Source organism: Fructilactobacillus sp. X2R6C1, assembly GCF_059901295.1.
Map to the genome: position 1 here is coordinate 141191 of NZ_JBWXUZ010000002.1, position 18156 is coordinate 159346.

Sequence of the window (18156 nt, forward strand, 5' to 3'; positions counted from 1 at the left end):
TTATATAAAAGGGAATGAATAAAATGAAAAAATTTAATTTAATGGCAACTTGTTCTGCTGGTTTAGAAGGCTTAGTAAGAGATGAGTTGCGGGAATTGGGATACGATCCAGAAGTTAAGAACGGAATGGTTCTTTTTACTGGAACGATTACTGACATTATTAAGGCTAATTTATGGTTAAGAACTGCAGACCGAATTAAAATTATTGTGGGTCGTTTTAAAGCGACAACTTTCGACGAGTTGTTTGAGAATACTAAGAGGTTGGATTGGGAAGACCTGATCCCGATGGATGGAAAGTTTCCAGTCGAGGGACGTTCACAAAAATCAGTTCTTCATAGTGTTCCGGACATTCAAGCCATTACTAAAAAAGCAATCGTTGAAAAGATAAGTAAATTTTATCATCGCCGCACCAGATTACCTGAATCAGGGGCACTATATCCACTTGAAGTTCGGGTTAATAAAGACGAAGTTATGGATACACTAGACACTACTGGCTCTAGTTTGTTTAAACGTGGATACCGAGTTGCAAAGGGTGAAGCCCCATTAAAAGAAAATATGGCCGCAGCTCTAATTCTTTTAACAAATTGGCATCCCAAACAAATGCCATTTCTGGATCCAATGTGTGGGTCGGGGACCATCCCAATTGAAGCGGCTTTAATTGCTAGAAATATTGCACCAGGTTATAATCGTGAGTTCGTATTTGAACACTGGGATTGGGTGGATCCAGAACTTGTAAAGAAAGTGCGTGCCGATGCAGATTCAAAAGCTGATTATGACACTGAGTTTGATATCATGGCCTCTGATGTTAATGAACAAATGATTAATTATGCCAAAGTGAACGCTGAGGAAGCTGGTTTACTTCATGACATTCAGTTTAAACAAGTGGCCGTCCAAGACTTTCATACCGATAAACAAGATGGGGTTTTAGTTACTAATCCGCCATATGGTCAAAGAATGGGTAATACTAAAGAAACAGCTCAGCTTTATCATGACATGGGAAAGGTGTTTATTCCTATGAAAACTTGGTCTAAGTATTACTTAACCAGTGATTTAAATTTTGAAAAAGAATATGGCAAAAAAGCCACTAAACGACGTAAATTGTACAATGGACGAATCAGAACGGATTATTTCCAATACTGGGCTGAGCAAACTTTTAACAAGAAGGACAAGTAATTGAAAAGAAAAATTGCGATTATTGGTGGTGGAATAGTTGGTTCCACCATTGCATATTACCTAAGTCAACTTCCAAATGCTGATGAACGAGAGGTAACGATGTTTGACGATAGTTATGGGCAAGCAACCAAAGCAGCTTCAGGAATCATATCACCATGGTTGTCGAAACGTAGAAATAAACAATGGTATAACTTAGCAAAGGCTGGAGCTAAGTTGATTCCTAAAATTGCTGATCAAACTCAAATGAATTCAGCAACTTTTAATAGTAGTGGGACCATCATTACAAGACAAGATAATAACGATTTAGATGACCTCTATGCTTTAGCTAAAAGAAGGGTTCAAACAACTCCTGAGATGGGAAACATAATGAGGTTAGACAAAAAAGAAGTGCAAAATAAAATTCCCATTCTTACGATTACTCACCCAGGAATTTTTGTTTCCGGAGGAAGTCGGATTAATGGGAATCTCTTCTGCAAGTATTTAGTTGCAATCGCCCAAAAACGAAATTTGACTCTTTATAAGGGCAGAGTGATACTTACTAGTGACCATACCATTAGTTTTAAAGATCAACTATTAAGTTTCGATCAAATTGTCATAGCTACCGGTGCTTGGGTAAAAGAAACACTTGCTCCTCTTAACATTAAAGTAAAAGTCAGACCTCAAAAGGGACAACTGGTAGAATTAAAAGTATCTGATATTCCAGCCCATGAGAACATGCCGGTGATGATGCCAGAAGGAGAATATGACTTTATTCCGCTTGGACACGGAAAATTGATTATTGGAGCTACTCACGACGATGAAAAGGGCTTTGATTTAAAAGAGGAACCAAAGGTTAATGATGAATTACTTAATTCAGCCAAAAAATTAATTCCTACCTTGGATTATTCTGATATTATTGGTAGTAGAGTGGGAACGAGAGCTTATACAGATGACTTTGCTCCCTTCTTTGGTTCAGTCCCCAATTACAAAAAATTGTTGATCGGTAGTGGTCTTGGATCGTCGGGTCTAACTACTGGACCAATGATTGGAAAATTATTATCGGATTATATCGTTTTTGGCACTACTAAAGACTGGGATATGTACGAAAAACCAACCTCTAACTACGTTAATTAATTAGAATGAAGAGCTTGAAAAGCTAATTCGTGAGCACCTAGATTTTGAGTGTCTGGAATCCATTTAGTTAACACCATTGCGAAATGATTTTGTAATTTAATGATTTCATCAACGTATTTTTGATAATGTTTAGCGTATTGTTTATTAAGACTGTCGCTTAAAATGGAACTGTCAGTGTAGTACAGGACAGTAATATCACTTGGATGCTTGTTAATACTATTTAAATGATCACAAAGCTCTCTTAGGGCAGTGAGGCATGCTTTGAATTCACCAATATGATTATTCTTTGCTTTACATTGCTTTTTAATTTGAATTTGTTGTTTCTGATGAAGAATTAAAATTCCAATTCCACATTGATTACTTTTAGGTTTAATAGCTGCATCAGAATATAATTTATACATTAATAAATTACTCCATTCGTTTAATAAAGAGGTTTAGACTATGATAACTCAAAAGAGAAAATTTTTGTATCAACCAAATATCACTACTAGTATTATCTGCTGGAGTTGGACGTTTATTATTTTGCTAATTGGGGTGATCATTTGGTTAGAAATAACTCACTTTCAAGAAATTACATTAGGTTTTTTTATTGTTTTTATCCTACTATCATGGATTCAAATTCATTTTAGAAAGTTAATCTTATCAAATAAGACATTAACAGTGCGGAGCGTGTTTCATCCCAAGGGGATTCAAATGAATATTAAGGACATTATTGATATTCATTCCAAAAAATTTCAATTATCTTTCAACTATAAGAATAAAAACTATAATTTTATACTTCCCAACAATTCTATCATCGAATTAAAAGAAGCTTTTAGCACTGAAGTAAAAAAATAGAGGGTGTATGAATGAAAACTGACATTGAAATATCACAGGAAAGTCAATTGGATCCGATTCAAGATATCGCAAGTAAACTTTCGATTCCCAAAAACGAAGTTGATCCATATGGAAAGTACATGGCAAAAATATCAGGTAATACTCGTGATCGACATACTAAAAAGAAACTGATTTTAGTAACTGCTATTAATCCCACTCCGGCTGGAGAAGGGAAATCCACTGTATTAATTGGTCTTGGCGATGCGTTAAATCAACTAAATAAAAAAGTTGCCATTGCTTTGCGGGAACCTTCTATGGGTCCTGTGATGGGAATGAAAGGTGGAGCAGCCGGAGGCGGATTTGCTCAAGTTGAACCAATGGTGAACATTAATCTTAATTTTACGGGAGATATTCATGCTTTAACTTCGGCTAATAATACTTTAGCAGCACTGATCGACAATTCGATTCAACAGGGAAATCCTTTACATTTAGATCCACGTAAAATTCAGTGGCACCGAGCGATGGATGTTAACGATCGTGAACTAAGAAATATGGTGATTGGACTAGGTGGATCTAAGTCCGGCGTTCCTAGAGAAGAGCATTTCGAAATCACAGCTGCAAGTGAATTAATGGCCATTTTGTGTCTATCAACTGATTTAAATGATTTAAAAGAACGTATTAAGAATATTTTAATTGGATACACTTATGATAATGAACCAGTTTTTGTTTCAAATCTGGGGGTTGAAAGTGCTTTAACAATTATTTTAAAAGATGCGATTAATCCTAATCTAGTTCAGACATTAGAACATACCCCAGCGTTTGTTCATGGGGGGCCGTTTGCTAATTTAGCTATGGGGTGTAACAGTGTTCAAGCTACTAATGTGGCTCTTAAAGTTGCTGATTATACGTTAACTGAAGCAGGATTTGGTTCTGATCTAGGTGGTGAGAAATTCATGGATTTGGTATCACCACACTTAAATGCAGATCCGAGTGCAGTCGTTATGGTTGCATCAATTCGTGCTCTAAAATTTAACGGTGGGATTAGTAAAGAAAACTTAACTATACCAAACGTTAAAGCATTAAAATCTGGAGTAAAAAATCTTGATCATCATATTAAGGCAATGAAATCCTTTAACAAACCAATTATCGTCGCCATTAATCAGTTTACTGATGATTCCCCTGAAGAAATTAAGTGGTTAAGTGATCATTTAAAGAAACAAGATGTTGAATTTGGTATTAGTAAGTCATTTCTTGAGGGTGGTAAGGGTTCAATTGACCTTGCTCGAAAATTAATCAAACTTGTTGATAATAATGCATCCATTAATCGAGTTTACAATGACGAGGATTCCTTGATTGATAAAATTAATAAAGTCGCTAAAAAGATTTATGGAGCAAAGGACGTCATACTTTCTGGGAAAGCCATGAAACAATTAAAGGACATTGAAAGAAATGGATGGGATAAACTACCAATCTGTATTTCTAAAACTCAATATTCTTTATCAGATGACCCCAAAAAATTAGGTGATCCAAGTGGGTTCACTTTGCATATTACTGAATTATTACCGAAATTAGGAGCAGGATACATTGTGGCGATGGCTGGAAAAGTAATCACTATGCCGGGATTGCCTAAGCATCCAGCTGCAGCAGAAATGGATATTGATAAAAATGAAAAAATCACCGGATTATTCTAAAAAACAAATCTTGGCATGGATATGTTTTGCACTAATGTTTTTTATTCTCCTGATTTTTGATCAAATTTCGAAATGGTGGATTCGGATTAACATTCCACTTGGAAAAGAAATTCCATTCGTTCCTGGAGTTATATCATTGACTAATATTAATAACACAGGTGCTGCTTGGAGTTTTCTTGCTGGGAAATCTTTCATTTTTGAATTCATCGCCACTGGAGCTGTTTTGGTTTTTATGATATTTATTTACATCGAAAGATATCATATCGGATACTTGTTTGGTTTAACGTTGATGTTGGTTGGAACGATTGGTAATTTGTTAGATCGGCTGTTTTTAGGAGCAGTTACCGATATGATTCAATTAGATTTTATAAACTTTCCAATTTTTAACGTAGCTGATTCGTGTGTAACGATTGGTGTGATTGTCCTGTTCTTAGTTATTTTATTAGCAAAGCCTGAGAGTGAGAAAAATGCAAAATAGAGAATTTAGAGCTGACAATGAAAACGAGCGACTTGATAAATTGGTTTCGGATCACTATGAAGATTTAAGTCGTAGTCGTGCAAATGAATTGATCAAGGATCATTTAATTTTAGTTAATGGTGATACTAAAAAGCCAAAATACAAATCCCAAAATAATGACCTCATTCAAATTTCTATCCCTGAACCTAAACAAATGAATTTAGTACCAGAAAACATTAAGCTGGATATTATTTATGAAGATGATCAGGTAATTGTGGTCAACAAACCACAAGGTATGGTAGTCCATCCAGCTCCCGGTCATCCTGATCATACGTTAGTTAACGCGCTGTTATATCATACAAAATTATCTTCTATTAATGGAACAGTCAGACCAGGAATTGTTCATCGCATCGATAAGGATACTTCTGGATTGTTGATGGTAGCTAAGACCGATATTGCTCATAGATCATTGTCCAAACAACTAAGGGAGAAAACTAATCGCAGAAAGTATTTAGCGTTGGTTCATGGTAATATTAATGAAGAACGCGGTACCATTGATGCTCCGATTGGTAGATCTTTTAAAGACCGCAAGAAACAGGCAGTAATTCCTGGCGGAAGGAATGCCATCACTCATTTCCACGTTCTTGAACGGTTTGGTGGGAAATATACTTTAGTGGAATGTCAGTTAGAAACCGGAAGAACTCATCAAATTAGAGTCCATATGAAGTATATTGGTCATCCACTCGTTGGCGATCCACTTTATGGACCTAAAAATACTATTAAAGGGAAAGGACAGTTTTTACATGCTGCTGAACTGGGATTTAAACATCCAGTTACACATGAAGAACTCAATTTTAAAGTTCCAGCACCACCAATTTTTCAAAAAACAATCGATCAATTAAGAAAACAGTATTCTGATATCAGTTAAGGAGTGACATTTATGGCAAAAGAGAAAGTTGTAGTTGATGGCATGGCCATGCAACGTGCTTTGACACGAATCACTTATGAAATTATTGAGAAAAATAAAGGTATCAACGACTTAGTTTTAGTTGGTATTAAGACTCGGGGAGTTTATTTGGCAAGAAGAATTGCTAAACGCTTGGAAAAACTTGAAAATGCTAAAATTCCGGTTGTGGAACTAGATGTAACCAAATATCGTGATGACTTAAAGAACCGAAAAACAAAGCCTAATCCAACTAATAATGATGGGGTAGACATTAATAATAAAAATGTAATCCTAGTTGATGATGTGTTATACACTGGTCGGACTGTCCGGGCAGCATTAGGAGCAATCAATGAAATGGGAAGACCGAAGAGAATTGGTTTAGCTGTATTAGTTGATCGTGGTCATCGTGAACTACCAATTCGGGCTGATTTTGTTGGGAAAAATATTCCTAGTTCAAAGGACGAAAAAGTTAATGTCTTGGTTTCAGAAATTGATGATCGTGATTCTGTCGAAATCGTTTCTAACAAGTAAGGGACCTTCATTATGACTAAAAGATATTTAATCCTAAATGATGGCACTTCATTTGTGGGAAAATCGATGGGGGCTGAATCAACCGTAACGGGCGAGATTGTTATGAATACGAATCTTAATGGCTACCAGGAATCAATCACAGATCCAATTTATCACAATCAAATCGTGGCATTCACACAGCCTTCAGTTGGAAATATCGGAATCAATCGAAAAAACTATGAGTCTATTTTGACATCAGCTAAGGGTGTGGTTGTTCATCATAGTGAGGATATTTCAACTAGTTACTTAAAAAATATATCTTTAGATACATTTCTTAAGCAACGTAATATTCCGGGGATAACTGCAATTGATACTCGTTATCTTTTGAAATACATTATGGCACATGATATTTCAAAAGCGAGTCTCGTTGATGTTAATGATGAACATGCATTTGATCAGTTAAATGCAGCCGTTTTAAGTAATCAGCAGATTCAACAGGTTGCCACACCCAAACCTTATTTGGTCCCTGGGAACGGCAAAACCGTTGCGGTACTTGATTTTGGCTTAAAAGAAGGGATTATTCGTCAATTATCTCAAAGGAATTGCAATGTAATTGTGCTTCCCTTTGACACTTCATACCAAGAAATCATTGATCTTGACCCAGAAGGAATTATTTTATCAACAGGTCCTGGATCTCCGCACGAAATTGATGAAAGTGTTTTAAAGACGATTGCTAAATTAGAACAGGCACTTCCAGTTTTTGGTATGGGATTAGGGCATGAATTGTTAGCTATGGCTAATGGAGCCAGTGTTTATCGAATGAGACTTGGACACCATGGAAGCAATCATCCCATTCAAAAAATTATTACTAATCAAATTATTTATGCTAATCAAGCTCAGGATTATGCCGTAGATCCAAATTCTATCGACACATCAAAACTAATTGTGACATACATAGACTTAATCAATGGAACAGTTCAGGGAATTAGGCACCGTGACTATCCAAGTTTCTCAGTTCAATTTTCTCCGGATGGGTCTAGTGGTCCAACTGACAGTATTGACTTATTTGATGAATTTCTAGAAAGTATCACAGCTCATGGGAGATAGCCTAATGAAAGACGATATCAAAAAAATACTAATAATCGGAGCAGGACCGTCTGGAATTGGTCAAGAATGTGAGCTTGATTCCGCTGCATTTCAAGCACTAAAGGTTTGGAAGAAACTTGGGATTACTACTTTTCTTTTGGATAATAATCCATACTCAGTAATATTACAGGAAATGAATCCTGATAATATTTCCATTAAACCTGTTAATACTGAAAATGCTAAACATGTTATTGAAACAGAGAACATTGATGCAGTTACCTCAGTTTTCGGCGGAGTTAATGCACTAAAGGTTATTCAACGCTTAAATAAAAATGGAATATTAAAAGAAAATAATGTAAAAATTATTGGTTTAAATGATGATAATATTGATCTGTTTAACAATGAAAATCGATTGAATCAAAGATTAAAAGAATATGGGATTCCCACCCCTGATTATTATATTGTTGATAATTTTGATGATTTAAGGAATGTAATTGATAAAATTTCATTTCCAATTTCTGTTAGACCGTTAGATCCTAAAGTTCGACAACAACGGTTGATTTTTCAAAACATGGAACAAATAACTAACGATGCTGATACCATCTTTGAGGAGTCAAAGTCTAGTAAATGCCTAATTGAACGGGAAATTGTCGGCTACAAAGAAGTTGGAACGGTTTCACTGCGTGATACAATGGGGACAAAATTGATGGTATCTTCTTTAGAAGATATGAATCCAGTCGGAGTGAACTCAAATGATTCGGTCGTTTATACCCCGGCACAAACTTTAAGTGATACCCAGATTCAAATGATGCGATCAATTTCATTTCAGGTCATGGACGTTTTGGGAATCAAGGGCGTTTGTCATGTACAATTTGCTCTGAATACTGAAACAAATGATTGTTTTGTTCTAAAGGTAAATCCTAGTTTTAACATGAGTACTACCTTAGCAGCGAGATCAACGGGATATCCAATTGCCTTAGTTACCTCACAATTATTATTAAATTATCCAATTACTAAAATTAAGTTACCAGCACGTTTTCATAAATTTACGACGGTGCTTCAACCAATCAGTGATCATATCACGGTAAAAATCCCCATCTGGCCGTTTGAGCAATTACCTGATGCTGATTCACGGCTTGGAACTAAAACCAAATCCATTGGATCAGTAATTGGGGTAGGTCGTAGTTGCGAAGCCGCTTTGTTAAAGGCCATTAGAAGTTCGCAATCGAGTCCAAAAGATGTTTTGCCAAGTTATTCTGAACTTTCCGAAGATGAACTAATTTCACAATTAATTCACCCAACCGATATCCAACTCCCAATTCTATTTGAAGCCCTCTCACGTCATTATAGTATTGAAGATTTACAAGAATTGACCAAAATTGATCAATTTTTCTTTGTGATCATGGCAAATATTGATAAGAGTCGATCGTATATTTTTAAACACCAAAATGACGCTAAAGCTTTCAGGTTAGCTCATGAAATGGGATTTGGTGATGGAATGTTGTCATCCATTTGGCATACAGATATCAATCAACTTCGTCAAAAGGATTCTTATAAAACCTATAAAATGATCGAACCAACGGCTGGAGAATTTCCCGAAAAAATTAATTCCTTTTATGCTAGTTATGAAATTGACAACGAATCTAATCAAATCGGGAATAACACCGCACTAGTAATTGGAAAGGGTAGAAATAAAATTGGCCCCAATATTGCTTCTGATTTCTATACTAGTGAAATATTAATTCAACTTAAAAAGATTGGATTTGACACTGTAATTTTAAATAATAATCCTAATTCTGCTTCCTTAGCGCCAATGATGAGTGACAAGCAGTACATTGAACCAATTCAACTGGGAGAAATTTTAGACGTCATTCAAACTGAGAAACCCCAATACGTCTTTCTGCCGGGTAATCGTCACTTCCTAATTCGTGAACTTAGCAAGTATCATGATTTCAAGTTGGTGGTTTTACCACCAAATCAAAAAGATGCAGTTTGGTATGGATCTCATGTTGATTTTGCGTTTGATTTATTAGTAACGGAGAACAAAATAGTTCCAATTTCAACCGTGGGGTTTAAATCCGGTGATGGAAACGATGACGATATCAGTCTTCAAACAGATTATTATGTTCCTTATGGTAAAGATGTTTTGAATGTGGAAGGGCTAGTTGAACGAGCTAAGGTAGCGGTGAAAAATCAAAGTCTTCATGGACTAGTTCAGGTTCTTTTTTACAGGGATCAAGACAAGATTAAAATTACTGGTGTGAGACCACTTCGAATTACCGAGACCGTTCTTTTAAATATGTCCACTGGAATTAACTGGATTGGGGTGCTGGTCAGGATGGCAACCGGACATTTAAATATTGATAAAATTGTAAATACCGTTCCCAAAATTGATTCTTCAACACACTTTACGGTGATGCAGGCTTCTTTCCCATTTAAGCAACTTGGAGTGTACGATTATCAAAAAGACCGATCACTCGAGTCAGGGGCTAAATTATCAATAGGTCATACTATTAACGAAGCAACCAACAAGTTATTGAAGTAAAAAAACAAGATACTAATTAGTATCTTGTTTTTTACTATTCTCTCTTAAATGTTTAACAATTGCTTCCGTTGGCGTTACGTAAATCGTATTTTGCCCCCGATAGGTAACAAAACCGGGTTTCCCTCCATTGGGCTTTTTTACAGCTTTTACTTTAACGTAATCAACTGGCACGTTAGCAGATGCTCGTGCTTTGGAAAAATAAGCAGCCAGTTCAGCAGCTTGAAGAATTGTCTGTTCAGTTGGATTGAAAGATCTAATTATTACATGAGATCCGTGGATATTTTGGACATGAAGCCAAGTATCACGTTTATCTGCTGTCCGAAGGGTAAGTTGATCATTTTGTAAATTATTTTTACCAACCAAAATTATCTCACCATCATCTGAGACAAACTTTTCAGGTTTGCTAACTTTAGTTTTATGATGTTTACTGTTACCTTTTTTTGGCTTCCTAATGTATCCACCATTTTTTAATTCTGTCTTAATGTCATCTAAATCACGTGGATCCGCGATTTCAATTTGGGATTCAATACTCTCAAAATAATCAATTTCATCCTGACATTCCTGGATTTGCTTAACTACATATTCCTTTGCATTTCGCTTTTTATCGTATTTTTTAAAGTATTTTTGAGCATTTTCAGAAGCTGAAAGGGAAGGATCTAGTGAGATAATGATCTCCTTATTATTATTGTAAAAATTGGGTAGTTTAATCTCTTTAGATCCAACTTTAACTTGATTTAAATAAGTCATTAAAATCTCACCTTTAACCCGTAGGTCATCTGCATGCTCAGATTCTTCTAAGGTCTTTTGTAATTTTTTAAGCTTTTTCCGATTCTTTTTTAATTCATTTTTGGTGATTCGAATTAATTGTGACCCTTGTTCTCGAACTCGCTCACGTTGAACCTTAGTTTGGTAATATTCATCTAACATTTCGCTTAAAGTTTTAAATCTTTTATCCGGCTGAATGCCGTTATACTGAAATGCTGAAAATTGTAATTTTCCCTTCATATCATCTCCAATAATAGGTTCTGGATTTTCGAAATGATTAAAAAATTTCCAATATTTTTGTTTTAAAGTTGATCCAGATACATGAAGGGCACTTGCGAGCGCATAGGACGTATCAGTCCCAAGTCCTTGAAGATATTTACGTAATTGAGTAGCAAATACATCTACATTTGGAAACTCACGATTGATTTTTTCAATTTGTGTAAATTCTTTTTCGTTAACTTGAAATGGATCAATCAGATCTTGTTTTGGGGGTTGAATATATTTAGATCCTGGAAGAATGGTTCGGTATCGATTTTGAGCAGATGAAATTCTTCTAACTGAATCAATTATTGATGAATCTTTAGCTTGAACTAAAATGATGTTACTATGACGTGCCATTACTTCAATGACAAGGACTAATTCCTCAATATCACCTAATTCATTCCTTGTATTAAAATGAATGTGAATAATCCGATCATTGTTTACTTGATGAATTTTGCTAATAAAACTTCCACTTAAATGTTTTCTTAACGTCATTGCAAAGTTAGTTGGAACTTTCGGATTTGTAAAAGGGACGTTTGTAATTTGTACTCGAGCGTATGAGGGATTCGCTGATAATAATAACTGATAATTATTATGATTAGAACGAATAGTTAAAATAATTTCATTAGGGTAGGGCTCGTTTATTTTTGAAACACGTCCGTTTAGTAATTTGTTATTTAATTCATGACTCATTGCATGTGTAAATGATCCGTCAAATGACATATATAACACTCCTTTTTGCTTCATTGTCCAGTATAACTTATATTGTTGAGTGGTAGCACATAAATATTAAATCCGTAATCTTGTATTAGGCAATTAATGGTATAATATTTTACGGAGGAATATCAATGAAAAATAGTTTAACTGCTCTTAGAGTTGTTGGGAAAATGCATCAACAACAGCTCCAAGCTCTTACCAAAAAATCAAATCTTACTATTTCAGAATGGCAATTGTTAATTGCCATTGATGATGGCTATACGACCCAAGAATCGCTTTCTAAGTCAATGAAATTAGATACATCAACTTTATCGCGACAATTGAAACGATTAGTTGTAAAAGAAATGATTCAAAAGAAAGCCATTGGGCAGGATAAACGCCAGTTAATATACAGTATTACTGATAAGGGTAAGAAGGCATGTCATCAAATTAGTAATGACTACGAAGATCTTTCCACACAAATTTTTAATCAGTGGACTGATGAAGAAAAGAATCTTTTAAAGATTCTCCTCAATCGATTAGAAACAAGTATGAAGAAAATCCGTAAATAGGTTAGGTGAAAGAAATGAAGACAGCGATTGTTACTGATAGTACATCGTATTTATCTAAGGAAGATATCAAAAAATATAATGTTCATATTATTCCAATCTCCGTAATCTTCAACGGTAAAAGTTACCGCGAAGGAATTGACATTACAAATAAGGAATTCTACCAAAAGCTTAAAGAGTCACCCAAATTACCGACGACTTCACAGCCGCCAATTGGAGCACTAATTGAAGAATATAATAAATTAGCTGACGATGGTTATGATGCAGTGATTAGTATTCATTTAGCTTCAACCATTTCTGGCATGTATCAAGCAGTTTGTAATGTAGCCAAAATGATGGATAACATCAAAATTTATCCTTTTAATTCTGGAATTACTGTTGATCCAATGGCTGCTTTAGTGAAATATGCAGCTAATTTAGCACAAAATAATGTTCCTCCAGAAGAAATTATTCAAAAACTTAAACTTCTTCGGTCAACCATTGATGAGTTAATTGTTGTCGATGATTTAGATAACCTAGTGAAGGGTGGGCGTTTATCAAATGCAACAGCGTTTGTAGGTGGACTATTAAACATAAAGCCCATTTTAACTTTTGATAACCAAACTGATGAGATCGTAGCATTTGATAAGGTTCGTTCTAAGAAAAAGGCACTTAAACGTGTTGAAGATTTATTTTCTCAAGCAGTATCAAAAGCCAATTATCCAATTGAAGTTGCTGTAATTGATGCCAATAACCCCAAAGAAGCTGATGTTTGGCAGAAATCCATTCAAGAAAAATATCCAAATATGAAAGTTACCCGCGGATATTTTGGTCCTGCAATTGGAACCCATTTAGGTAGCGGAGCTCTTGCATTAGGATGGATCAAAGATATTAATAGATAAAATAAGTTGGAAATTAAAGAACACCAAAAATGGTGTTCTTTTTAATATATATTTATAGAGGGGAAGCACTTAATTATTTATTCTTTTTCTAGTTTACATAATATATATTATACGAAGTAGACTTAATTTTAAGAAAAGACCAATTCATACTCATTTTAGATTATCATCATTTGTATAACTTTGAATTGATTTTGCAACTTCATCATTTGGATTCACAATAATTTGATCTGACTGTAGATTCATCTACTTTTAAAAGTTTTCGCGAGTAATTCTTGATCGTTACTATCGTTTCCAAACGCAATCTAGTTTCTAATAGTTTCTATCGGTTATAATTCTTAATGTACTGAATTTGTTAATATTTTGAGCTGTCAGATCAATATTCTTTTCGCCAAAATGACGTATTTTGTTTAATGAATACTGTATTTTATCAATTAAGTCACTATTTATGTCCAATAAAATGATTTTAACGGCTTTTTTGATTGATGAGATAGCTACATTTTCAGCTAATTGATTTGAGTCTAGTTGCTTAAATATTGGATTTAAAGCGCTTACTTTATCACTGTAATTCCAATTATCATCAATTATGTAATTTAAATCGTATTTTTTAATGATATTTTTAGTCAATTGTATATCACAATTACTAATGGGTTTTATTGAATAAGTATGACCATTTCTTGATACAAGCGCCCCGTTTGCACCTACTAATGTCTTATTTTTAAATGTTGGTACGCTTGAAATTAGATATCTGATTGGCCTGGTTTAATCAAAGATAATTTCATTACGTTTTGCTAGTTGTTTAATTGCATTTACAATTTCTGAATTTATTTCAACACCATTAAAGCTCAACGTTCGGTCAACATCAAAGTCTTATTTAAATAGTTTCTATACTCAATGATACGCTAATAATGAGTGCTTTTAAATAACCTTCATTATTGGCTTGCTTTCAAAAAAATAACAACAGCATTTGTTGTTATTTCATCGATTAAATTTTTGATTATTTTCAGTGGTTAAAACGGTCTAATCTAAATGGTTCTAAGTTATAAGGATTTGATTTTCCAAGAGCTTGATCACTTAATAGTTTACCAAGTACACTGGAAAATTTGAATCCGTGTCCACTTAATCCAGTTACAATTTGAATCTTATTCATGGATGGAATCCGGTCAATAATAAAATCACCGTCAGGAGAAAGATCATACGAACATGTACCACCATGGTCAATACCATCAGTCCCTGTCAAATGATGCTTTAGTAATGGATCGATTTCATCTAAATCTTCAGAATAATCGCCAAAATTGCCCCTTTCTTTTCTATTTTTAATCTTTTGACCACCCTGGTGACGTCCAATTTTAATGGTGCCATTACTTCCTGGGAAACCGTAATACTGAATAGCATTTGCAAGTTCTACCGTAAAAGCTGGGAACCCTTCATTTTCATTTAAACCGTTATCGGCGACGTTAAACCATGCAAATACCTTTCTTGTTGGCGTGATTGGTAAATTTGGCAATAGTTGTTTGACCCAGGTTCCTGCTGATAAAATGACATTTTTGGCATAAAAAGTATGATCTTGTGTTTTAATCTCAACAATTCCATTGTCTTGCTGATCAATCTTTCTAACAAAACTATCAAAGCTTTGGGTAACGCCATTATTTTTAGCACCTTCGATATATGTTTTAATAATTTCCTCTGATTCTAAATACCCTGCACCTGGCTCTAAAATCCCTTCGTATTGATCGTTAAAATTCCAGTTATGCCATTGATCGTGAATTTCAGTTGAAGTATAAGGAACAATATCAATATCGTAGTCATTGGCAGACGCTTTGATATTATTTAAAAATGCTGAATCTTTTGGCCCAACGGTCAGAACGCCAGTTTTATGGAAAAGACGTTTGCCCGTCTGTTTCTGGAGTTTATCCCATAATCTTTGAGCTTCTAGTAGTAGCTGGATATACTTCTCTCCCTCACCATAGGCATGCCGGATAATTCTAGTCTGCCCGTGATGTGATCCTAGTGTATGTGGGGGTTTAGCAATATCCAGCTCTAAAATATTGCTATTATTTTGACTGGCGTAATATCCTGCCGCCGAACCAACTGATCCTGTTCCAATGATTGCTAAATCAAAAATATTATCAGACATATTATGCCTCCGTTGTTTTATTATATTAAAAGAAAATACAAAAAAGCCCTTGAAACTTTTGTTTCAAGAGCTTGGACGAATAAACGCGGTACCACCGAGCCTTGATTGTCAGTTTTCTGCCAATCCTCAGTAACATTGCTAATTATATCTAGAATAAATTAAGCAGTGTATAGCGCTCTAATGGACGCCATCCAAATATGACTTGTAAATAACTTGTCTATATATGCTCCAAGACCATTTTCCTAAATGCCAATATGCAAACATCTCAGCGTCGCTTGCTTTCTGTATCATGGTTGGTTCAGTACTCATCTTTTCTTAGCATTTTCTTTAGACAGTACATTATGCTTAACCAACGTTTTTGTCAATGATAATTAATCAATAATTTTTAAAAATTTACTGATGACTAATTCAAATCCCCATCAGCAATTTTTTCAAGCATTGGTCTTGAAGGGATGAAAAAAGTTTGACCAGTTAATAAGGTTGAGAACGTTAACAAGAAATCATCTTCATCAACCATCTGTTGAAGCATGCCCTTAATAACGTGCCAGTATCGTGAATACGCAATAAAGTAAGTTCCTGTATCATTGTTAGCAGGATCAGAATAAGGAACATTCATCCTGACAATTTTTTGTTCAACTCCGTCAACGGATGTGTTTGAAGTTACATTATGGGCATTTTTAAATTTTTCTTCATCCGGTAATTCTAAGTCAGAAAATTTCTCTCTTCCAATGGCTTTATCTTGAGTAGTAGTATCTAGGTGATTCCAATAGTCCATGTTATGATGCCATTTTTGTGCAAAAGCATATGAACCATTGATAAATTCAGGATCTTCATCACCAATAAGCGCGTATGGAGCAACATCTTCAACTTGTGGAACTTCAGTCCCATCAATGAAACCGATAATAGCTCTTCCCTCTAAATATCTAAAACCATGAGTTTCGTTCACTACTTTAGTAAAATCTCTTAAAAAGAGCATGAATTGAGTAGTAACTTCGTATACAACGGCTTCAGTATTAGCACGAATATGAAGAAAGATGTCTCCTTCAGACGATGGCATCGAATAGTTTGGACCTCTAACACCAGTAAAATCTTCTAATTCTTTAGGTTTATTAGCCTTCGGAAACAAGTAGTCCCAAGCTTTGCTACTAAAGCCAATGGCAACTCTAAGGTTTGCTTCAGGTTCTCTAATTCTCATTGATCTAATAATGGATTGTGAACGATCAGCAAAATCTTGGATTCCTTCTTGAGCCGCTTTTTGATCTTTTCTAGTTAATTCTAAAGTAGCAAATTCAACGTTTTCACCAGTATCTTTCCAAACGTCTTGCGATTTATTTGGTCTTATCTTTTCTTCAGCCATTGTAATACCTCCCAGAATATACTCAGTATTAATATGAGATTAGAATTACTTTATTACTAATCTCATACCTCCTTTTATTTTACTACATATAACTAGTCATGAAAAAAGAATGTCAGATTGGCATTCTTTTTGTTGACTTATTTACTTCTTCCAATGATCATCAATGAACTTTTTCCGTCCACCACTCTCTTCCATTGCATAACGAAGTGGATTCTTCTTATAAAAGTCCTGATGGTAATCCTCAGCCGGATAAAATGGTTGAGCATCTTCAATTTTGGTTACGATTGGTTCATCAAATTCACCGCTATTTTCCAGTTCTTTCTTAGATTCTTCAGCAATTTTGCGTTGTTCAGGACTATTAACGTAAATAACGGGACGATAAGAATCACCACGATCTTGGAATTGTCCCATTGCGTCGGTTGGATCAGTTTGATGCCAATAGATTTCAACTAATTTTTTATATGAAATGATGCTCGGATCAAAAGTAATTTTAACTGCTTCTGTGTGACCGGTAGTACCTGAAGCAACTTGCTCATAAGTTGGATTTGGGACATGACCACCTGTGTATCCAGATACAACGGAAATAATTCCTGGCATCTGATCAAATGGTTGGACCATGCACCAGAAACAACCACCGGCAAAAATTGCTGTTTCTTTTTTATCACTCATTAATAAAGACCTCTATTTCAGTTATTTGTATTATTCAACAAACTTTTTGTATTTGCCATACCCTTCTTCGTCCATCTTATCATAAGGGATGAACTTAAGAGCGGCAGAGTTAATACAGTAACGTAAACCACCCTTGTCTTGCGGTCCATCTGGAAAGACGTGTCCTAGATGGGACTTAGAGTCTGCACCACGAACTTCTTGTCTAATCATACCAAAAGAAGTATCAGTATCATTCTTTAATTCGTCTTCACTAATTGGTTTAGTAAATGATGGCCAGCCACAACCAGCGTCATACTTATCAGCAGAACTAAATAATGGCTTACCATTTACAACATCAACATAGATTCCTTTTTTATAAAAATCATCATATTTGCCAGTAAATGCAGGTTCAGTTCCAGCATTTTGAGTTACGTTGTATTGCTCAGGTGTTAAGCGGTTTCTCAAATCATCTTTATTATTTTCAGCCATAATATAAACCTCCTATTTGT

Annotated in this window: 18 protein-coding genes; 11 read left to right on the plus strand and 7 right to left on the minus strand. The window is 34.9% G+C overall.

The annotated features are described in order from the left end of the window. Positions 1 to 23 precede the first annotated feature (23 nt). Together AC6UDF_RS02765 and AC6UDF_RS02770 are read left to right on the plus strand one after the other, a co-directional pair. The gene (locus AC6UDF_RS02765) at positions 24 to 1172 is read left to right on the plus strand and encodes a THUMP domain-containing class I SAM-dependent RNA methyltransferase (RefSeq protein WP_500693741.1); all 1149 of its coding nucleotides are present in this window, start codon (positions 24 to 26) and stop codon (positions 1170 to 1172) included. Next, complete coding sequence (locus AC6UDF_RS02770) at positions 1173 to 2285, plus strand: NAD(P)/FAD-dependent oxidoreductase (RefSeq protein WP_500693742.1); 1113 nt, start codon at positions 1173 to 1175, stop codon at positions 2283 to 2285. Here AC6UDF_RS02770 and AC6UDF_RS02775 read toward each other — a convergent pair. Further along, complete coding sequence (locus AC6UDF_RS02775) at positions 2282 to 2686, minus strand: reverse transcriptase-like protein (RefSeq protein ID WP_500693743.1); 405 nt, start codon at positions 2684 to 2686, stop codon at positions 2282 to 2284. The genes AC6UDF_RS02770 and AC6UDF_RS02775 overlap by 4 nt on opposite strands. A 40-nt stretch (positions 2687 to 2726) precedes the next feature. Between AC6UDF_RS02775 and AC6UDF_RS02780 the strand changes: the two genes are divergently transcribed. The 7 genes from AC6UDF_RS02780 to AC6UDF_RS02810 are packed head-to-tail and all read left to right on the plus strand — an operon-like array spanning position 2727 to position 10336. Continuing rightward, positions 2727 to 3122 (plus strand): EbsA family protein, encoded by a 396-nt coding sequence (locus AC6UDF_RS02780; protein WP_500693744.1) that lies wholly within the window; start codon positions 2727 to 2729, stop codon positions 3120 to 3122. An 11-nt stretch (positions 3123 to 3133) separates the two neighbouring features. Further along, positions 3134 to 4792, plus strand: coding sequence for a formate--tetrahydrofolate ligase (locus AC6UDF_RS02785; RefSeq protein WP_500723806.1), 1659 nt, complete (start codon positions 3134 to 3136; stop codon positions 4790 to 4792). Next, positions 4767 to 5270: a signal peptidase II gene (gene lspA / locus AC6UDF_RS02790; protein ID WP_500693746.1), complete on the plus strand. Its 504-nt coding sequence runs from the start codon at positions 4767 to 4769 to the stop codon at positions 5268 to 5270. The genes AC6UDF_RS02785 and lspA overlap by 26 nt, the downstream gene beginning before the upstream one ends. Then, a complete protein-coding gene (locus tag AC6UDF_RS02795) occupies positions 5260 to 6177 on the plus strand; it encodes an RluA family pseudouridine synthase (RefSeq protein WP_500693747.1) in 918 nt (305 codons plus the stop codon). Before lspA ends, AC6UDF_RS02795 begins: the two co-directional genes overlap by 11 nt. Before the next feature lie 12 nt (positions 6178 to 6189). Next, on the plus strand, positions 6190 to 6726 hold the full coding sequence (gene pyrR, locus AC6UDF_RS02800; protein ID WP_500693748.1) for a bifunctional pyr operon transcriptional regulator/uracil phosphoribosyltransferase PyrR: 537 nt from the start codon (positions 6190 to 6192) through the stop codon (positions 6724 to 6726). A gap of 12 nt (positions 6727 to 6738) precedes the next feature. Beyond that, positions 6739 to 7812, plus strand: a complete 1074-nt coding sequence (locus AC6UDF_RS02805) for a carbamoyl phosphate synthase small subunit (protein WP_500693749.1) — start codon at positions 6739 to 6741, stop codon at positions 7810 to 7812. 4 nt (positions 7813 to 7816) lie between these two features. Further along, on the plus strand, positions 7817 to 10336 hold the full coding sequence (locus AC6UDF_RS02810) for a carbamoyl phosphate synthase preATP-grasp domain-containing protein (RefSeq protein WP_500693750.1): 2520 nt from the start codon (positions 7817 to 7819) through the stop codon (positions 10334 to 10336). Positions 10337 to 10348: 12 nt separating this feature from the next. Here AC6UDF_RS02810 and AC6UDF_RS02815 read toward each other — a convergent pair whose 3' ends face one another. Beyond that, on the minus strand, positions 10349 to 12085 hold the full coding sequence (locus AC6UDF_RS02815; protein ID WP_500693751.1) for an Rqc2 family fibronectin-binding protein: 1737 nt from the start codon (positions 12083 to 12085) through the stop codon (positions 10349 to 10351). Between the two features lie 125 nt (positions 12086 to 12210). Between AC6UDF_RS02815 and AC6UDF_RS02820 the strand changes: the two genes are divergently transcribed. Both AC6UDF_RS02820 and AC6UDF_RS02825 read left to right on the plus strand, forming a co-directional pair. Then, entirely contained in the window at positions 12211 to 12630 is a 420-nt protein-coding gene (locus AC6UDF_RS02820; protein WP_500693752.1) for a MarR family winged helix-turn-helix transcriptional regulator, read from the plus strand. A gap of 14 nt (positions 12631 to 12644) precedes the next feature. Next, positions 12645 to 13508, plus strand: coding sequence for a DegV family protein (locus tag AC6UDF_RS02825; RefSeq protein WP_500693753.1), 864 nt, complete (start codon positions 12645 to 12647; stop codon positions 13506 to 13508). A 309-nt stretch (positions 13509 to 13817) separates the two neighbouring features. Here AC6UDF_RS02825 and AC6UDF_RS02830 read toward each other — a convergent pair whose 3' ends face one another. The 5 genes from AC6UDF_RS02830 to msrB all read right to left on the minus strand — a co-directional run bounded on the left by AC6UDF_RS02830 (position 13818) and on the right by msrB (position 18136). Continuing rightward, a complete protein-coding gene (locus AC6UDF_RS02830; RefSeq protein WP_500693754.1) occupies positions 13818 to 14132 on the minus strand; it encodes a hypothetical protein in 315 nt (104 codons plus the stop codon). 376 nt (positions 14133 to 14508) lie between these two features. Beyond that, positions 14509 to 15642 (minus strand): N-methyl-L-tryptophan oxidase, encoded by a 1134-nt coding sequence (gene solA, locus AC6UDF_RS02835; protein WP_500693755.1) that lies wholly within the window; start codon positions 15640 to 15642, stop codon positions 14509 to 14511. Positions 15643 to 16045: 403 nt separating this feature from the next. Beyond that, the gene (locus tag AC6UDF_RS02840) at positions 16046 to 16999 is read right to left on the minus strand and encodes a Dyp-type peroxidase (protein WP_500693756.1); all 954 of its coding nucleotides are present in this window, start codon (positions 16997 to 16999) and stop codon (positions 16046 to 16048) included. Positions 17000 to 17140: 141 nt separating this feature from the next. Then, complete coding sequence (gene msrA, locus AC6UDF_RS02845; RefSeq protein WP_500693757.1) at positions 17141 to 17668, minus strand: peptide-methionine (S)-S-oxide reductase MsrA; 528 nt, start codon at positions 17666 to 17668, stop codon at positions 17141 to 17143. A 30-nt stretch (positions 17669 to 17698) separates the two neighbouring features. Further along, complete coding sequence (gene msrB / locus AC6UDF_RS02850; protein WP_500693758.1) at positions 17699 to 18136, minus strand: peptide-methionine (R)-S-oxide reductase MsrB; 438 nt, start codon at positions 18134 to 18136, stop codon at positions 17699 to 17701. Positions 18137 to 18156 lie beyond the last annotated feature (20 nt).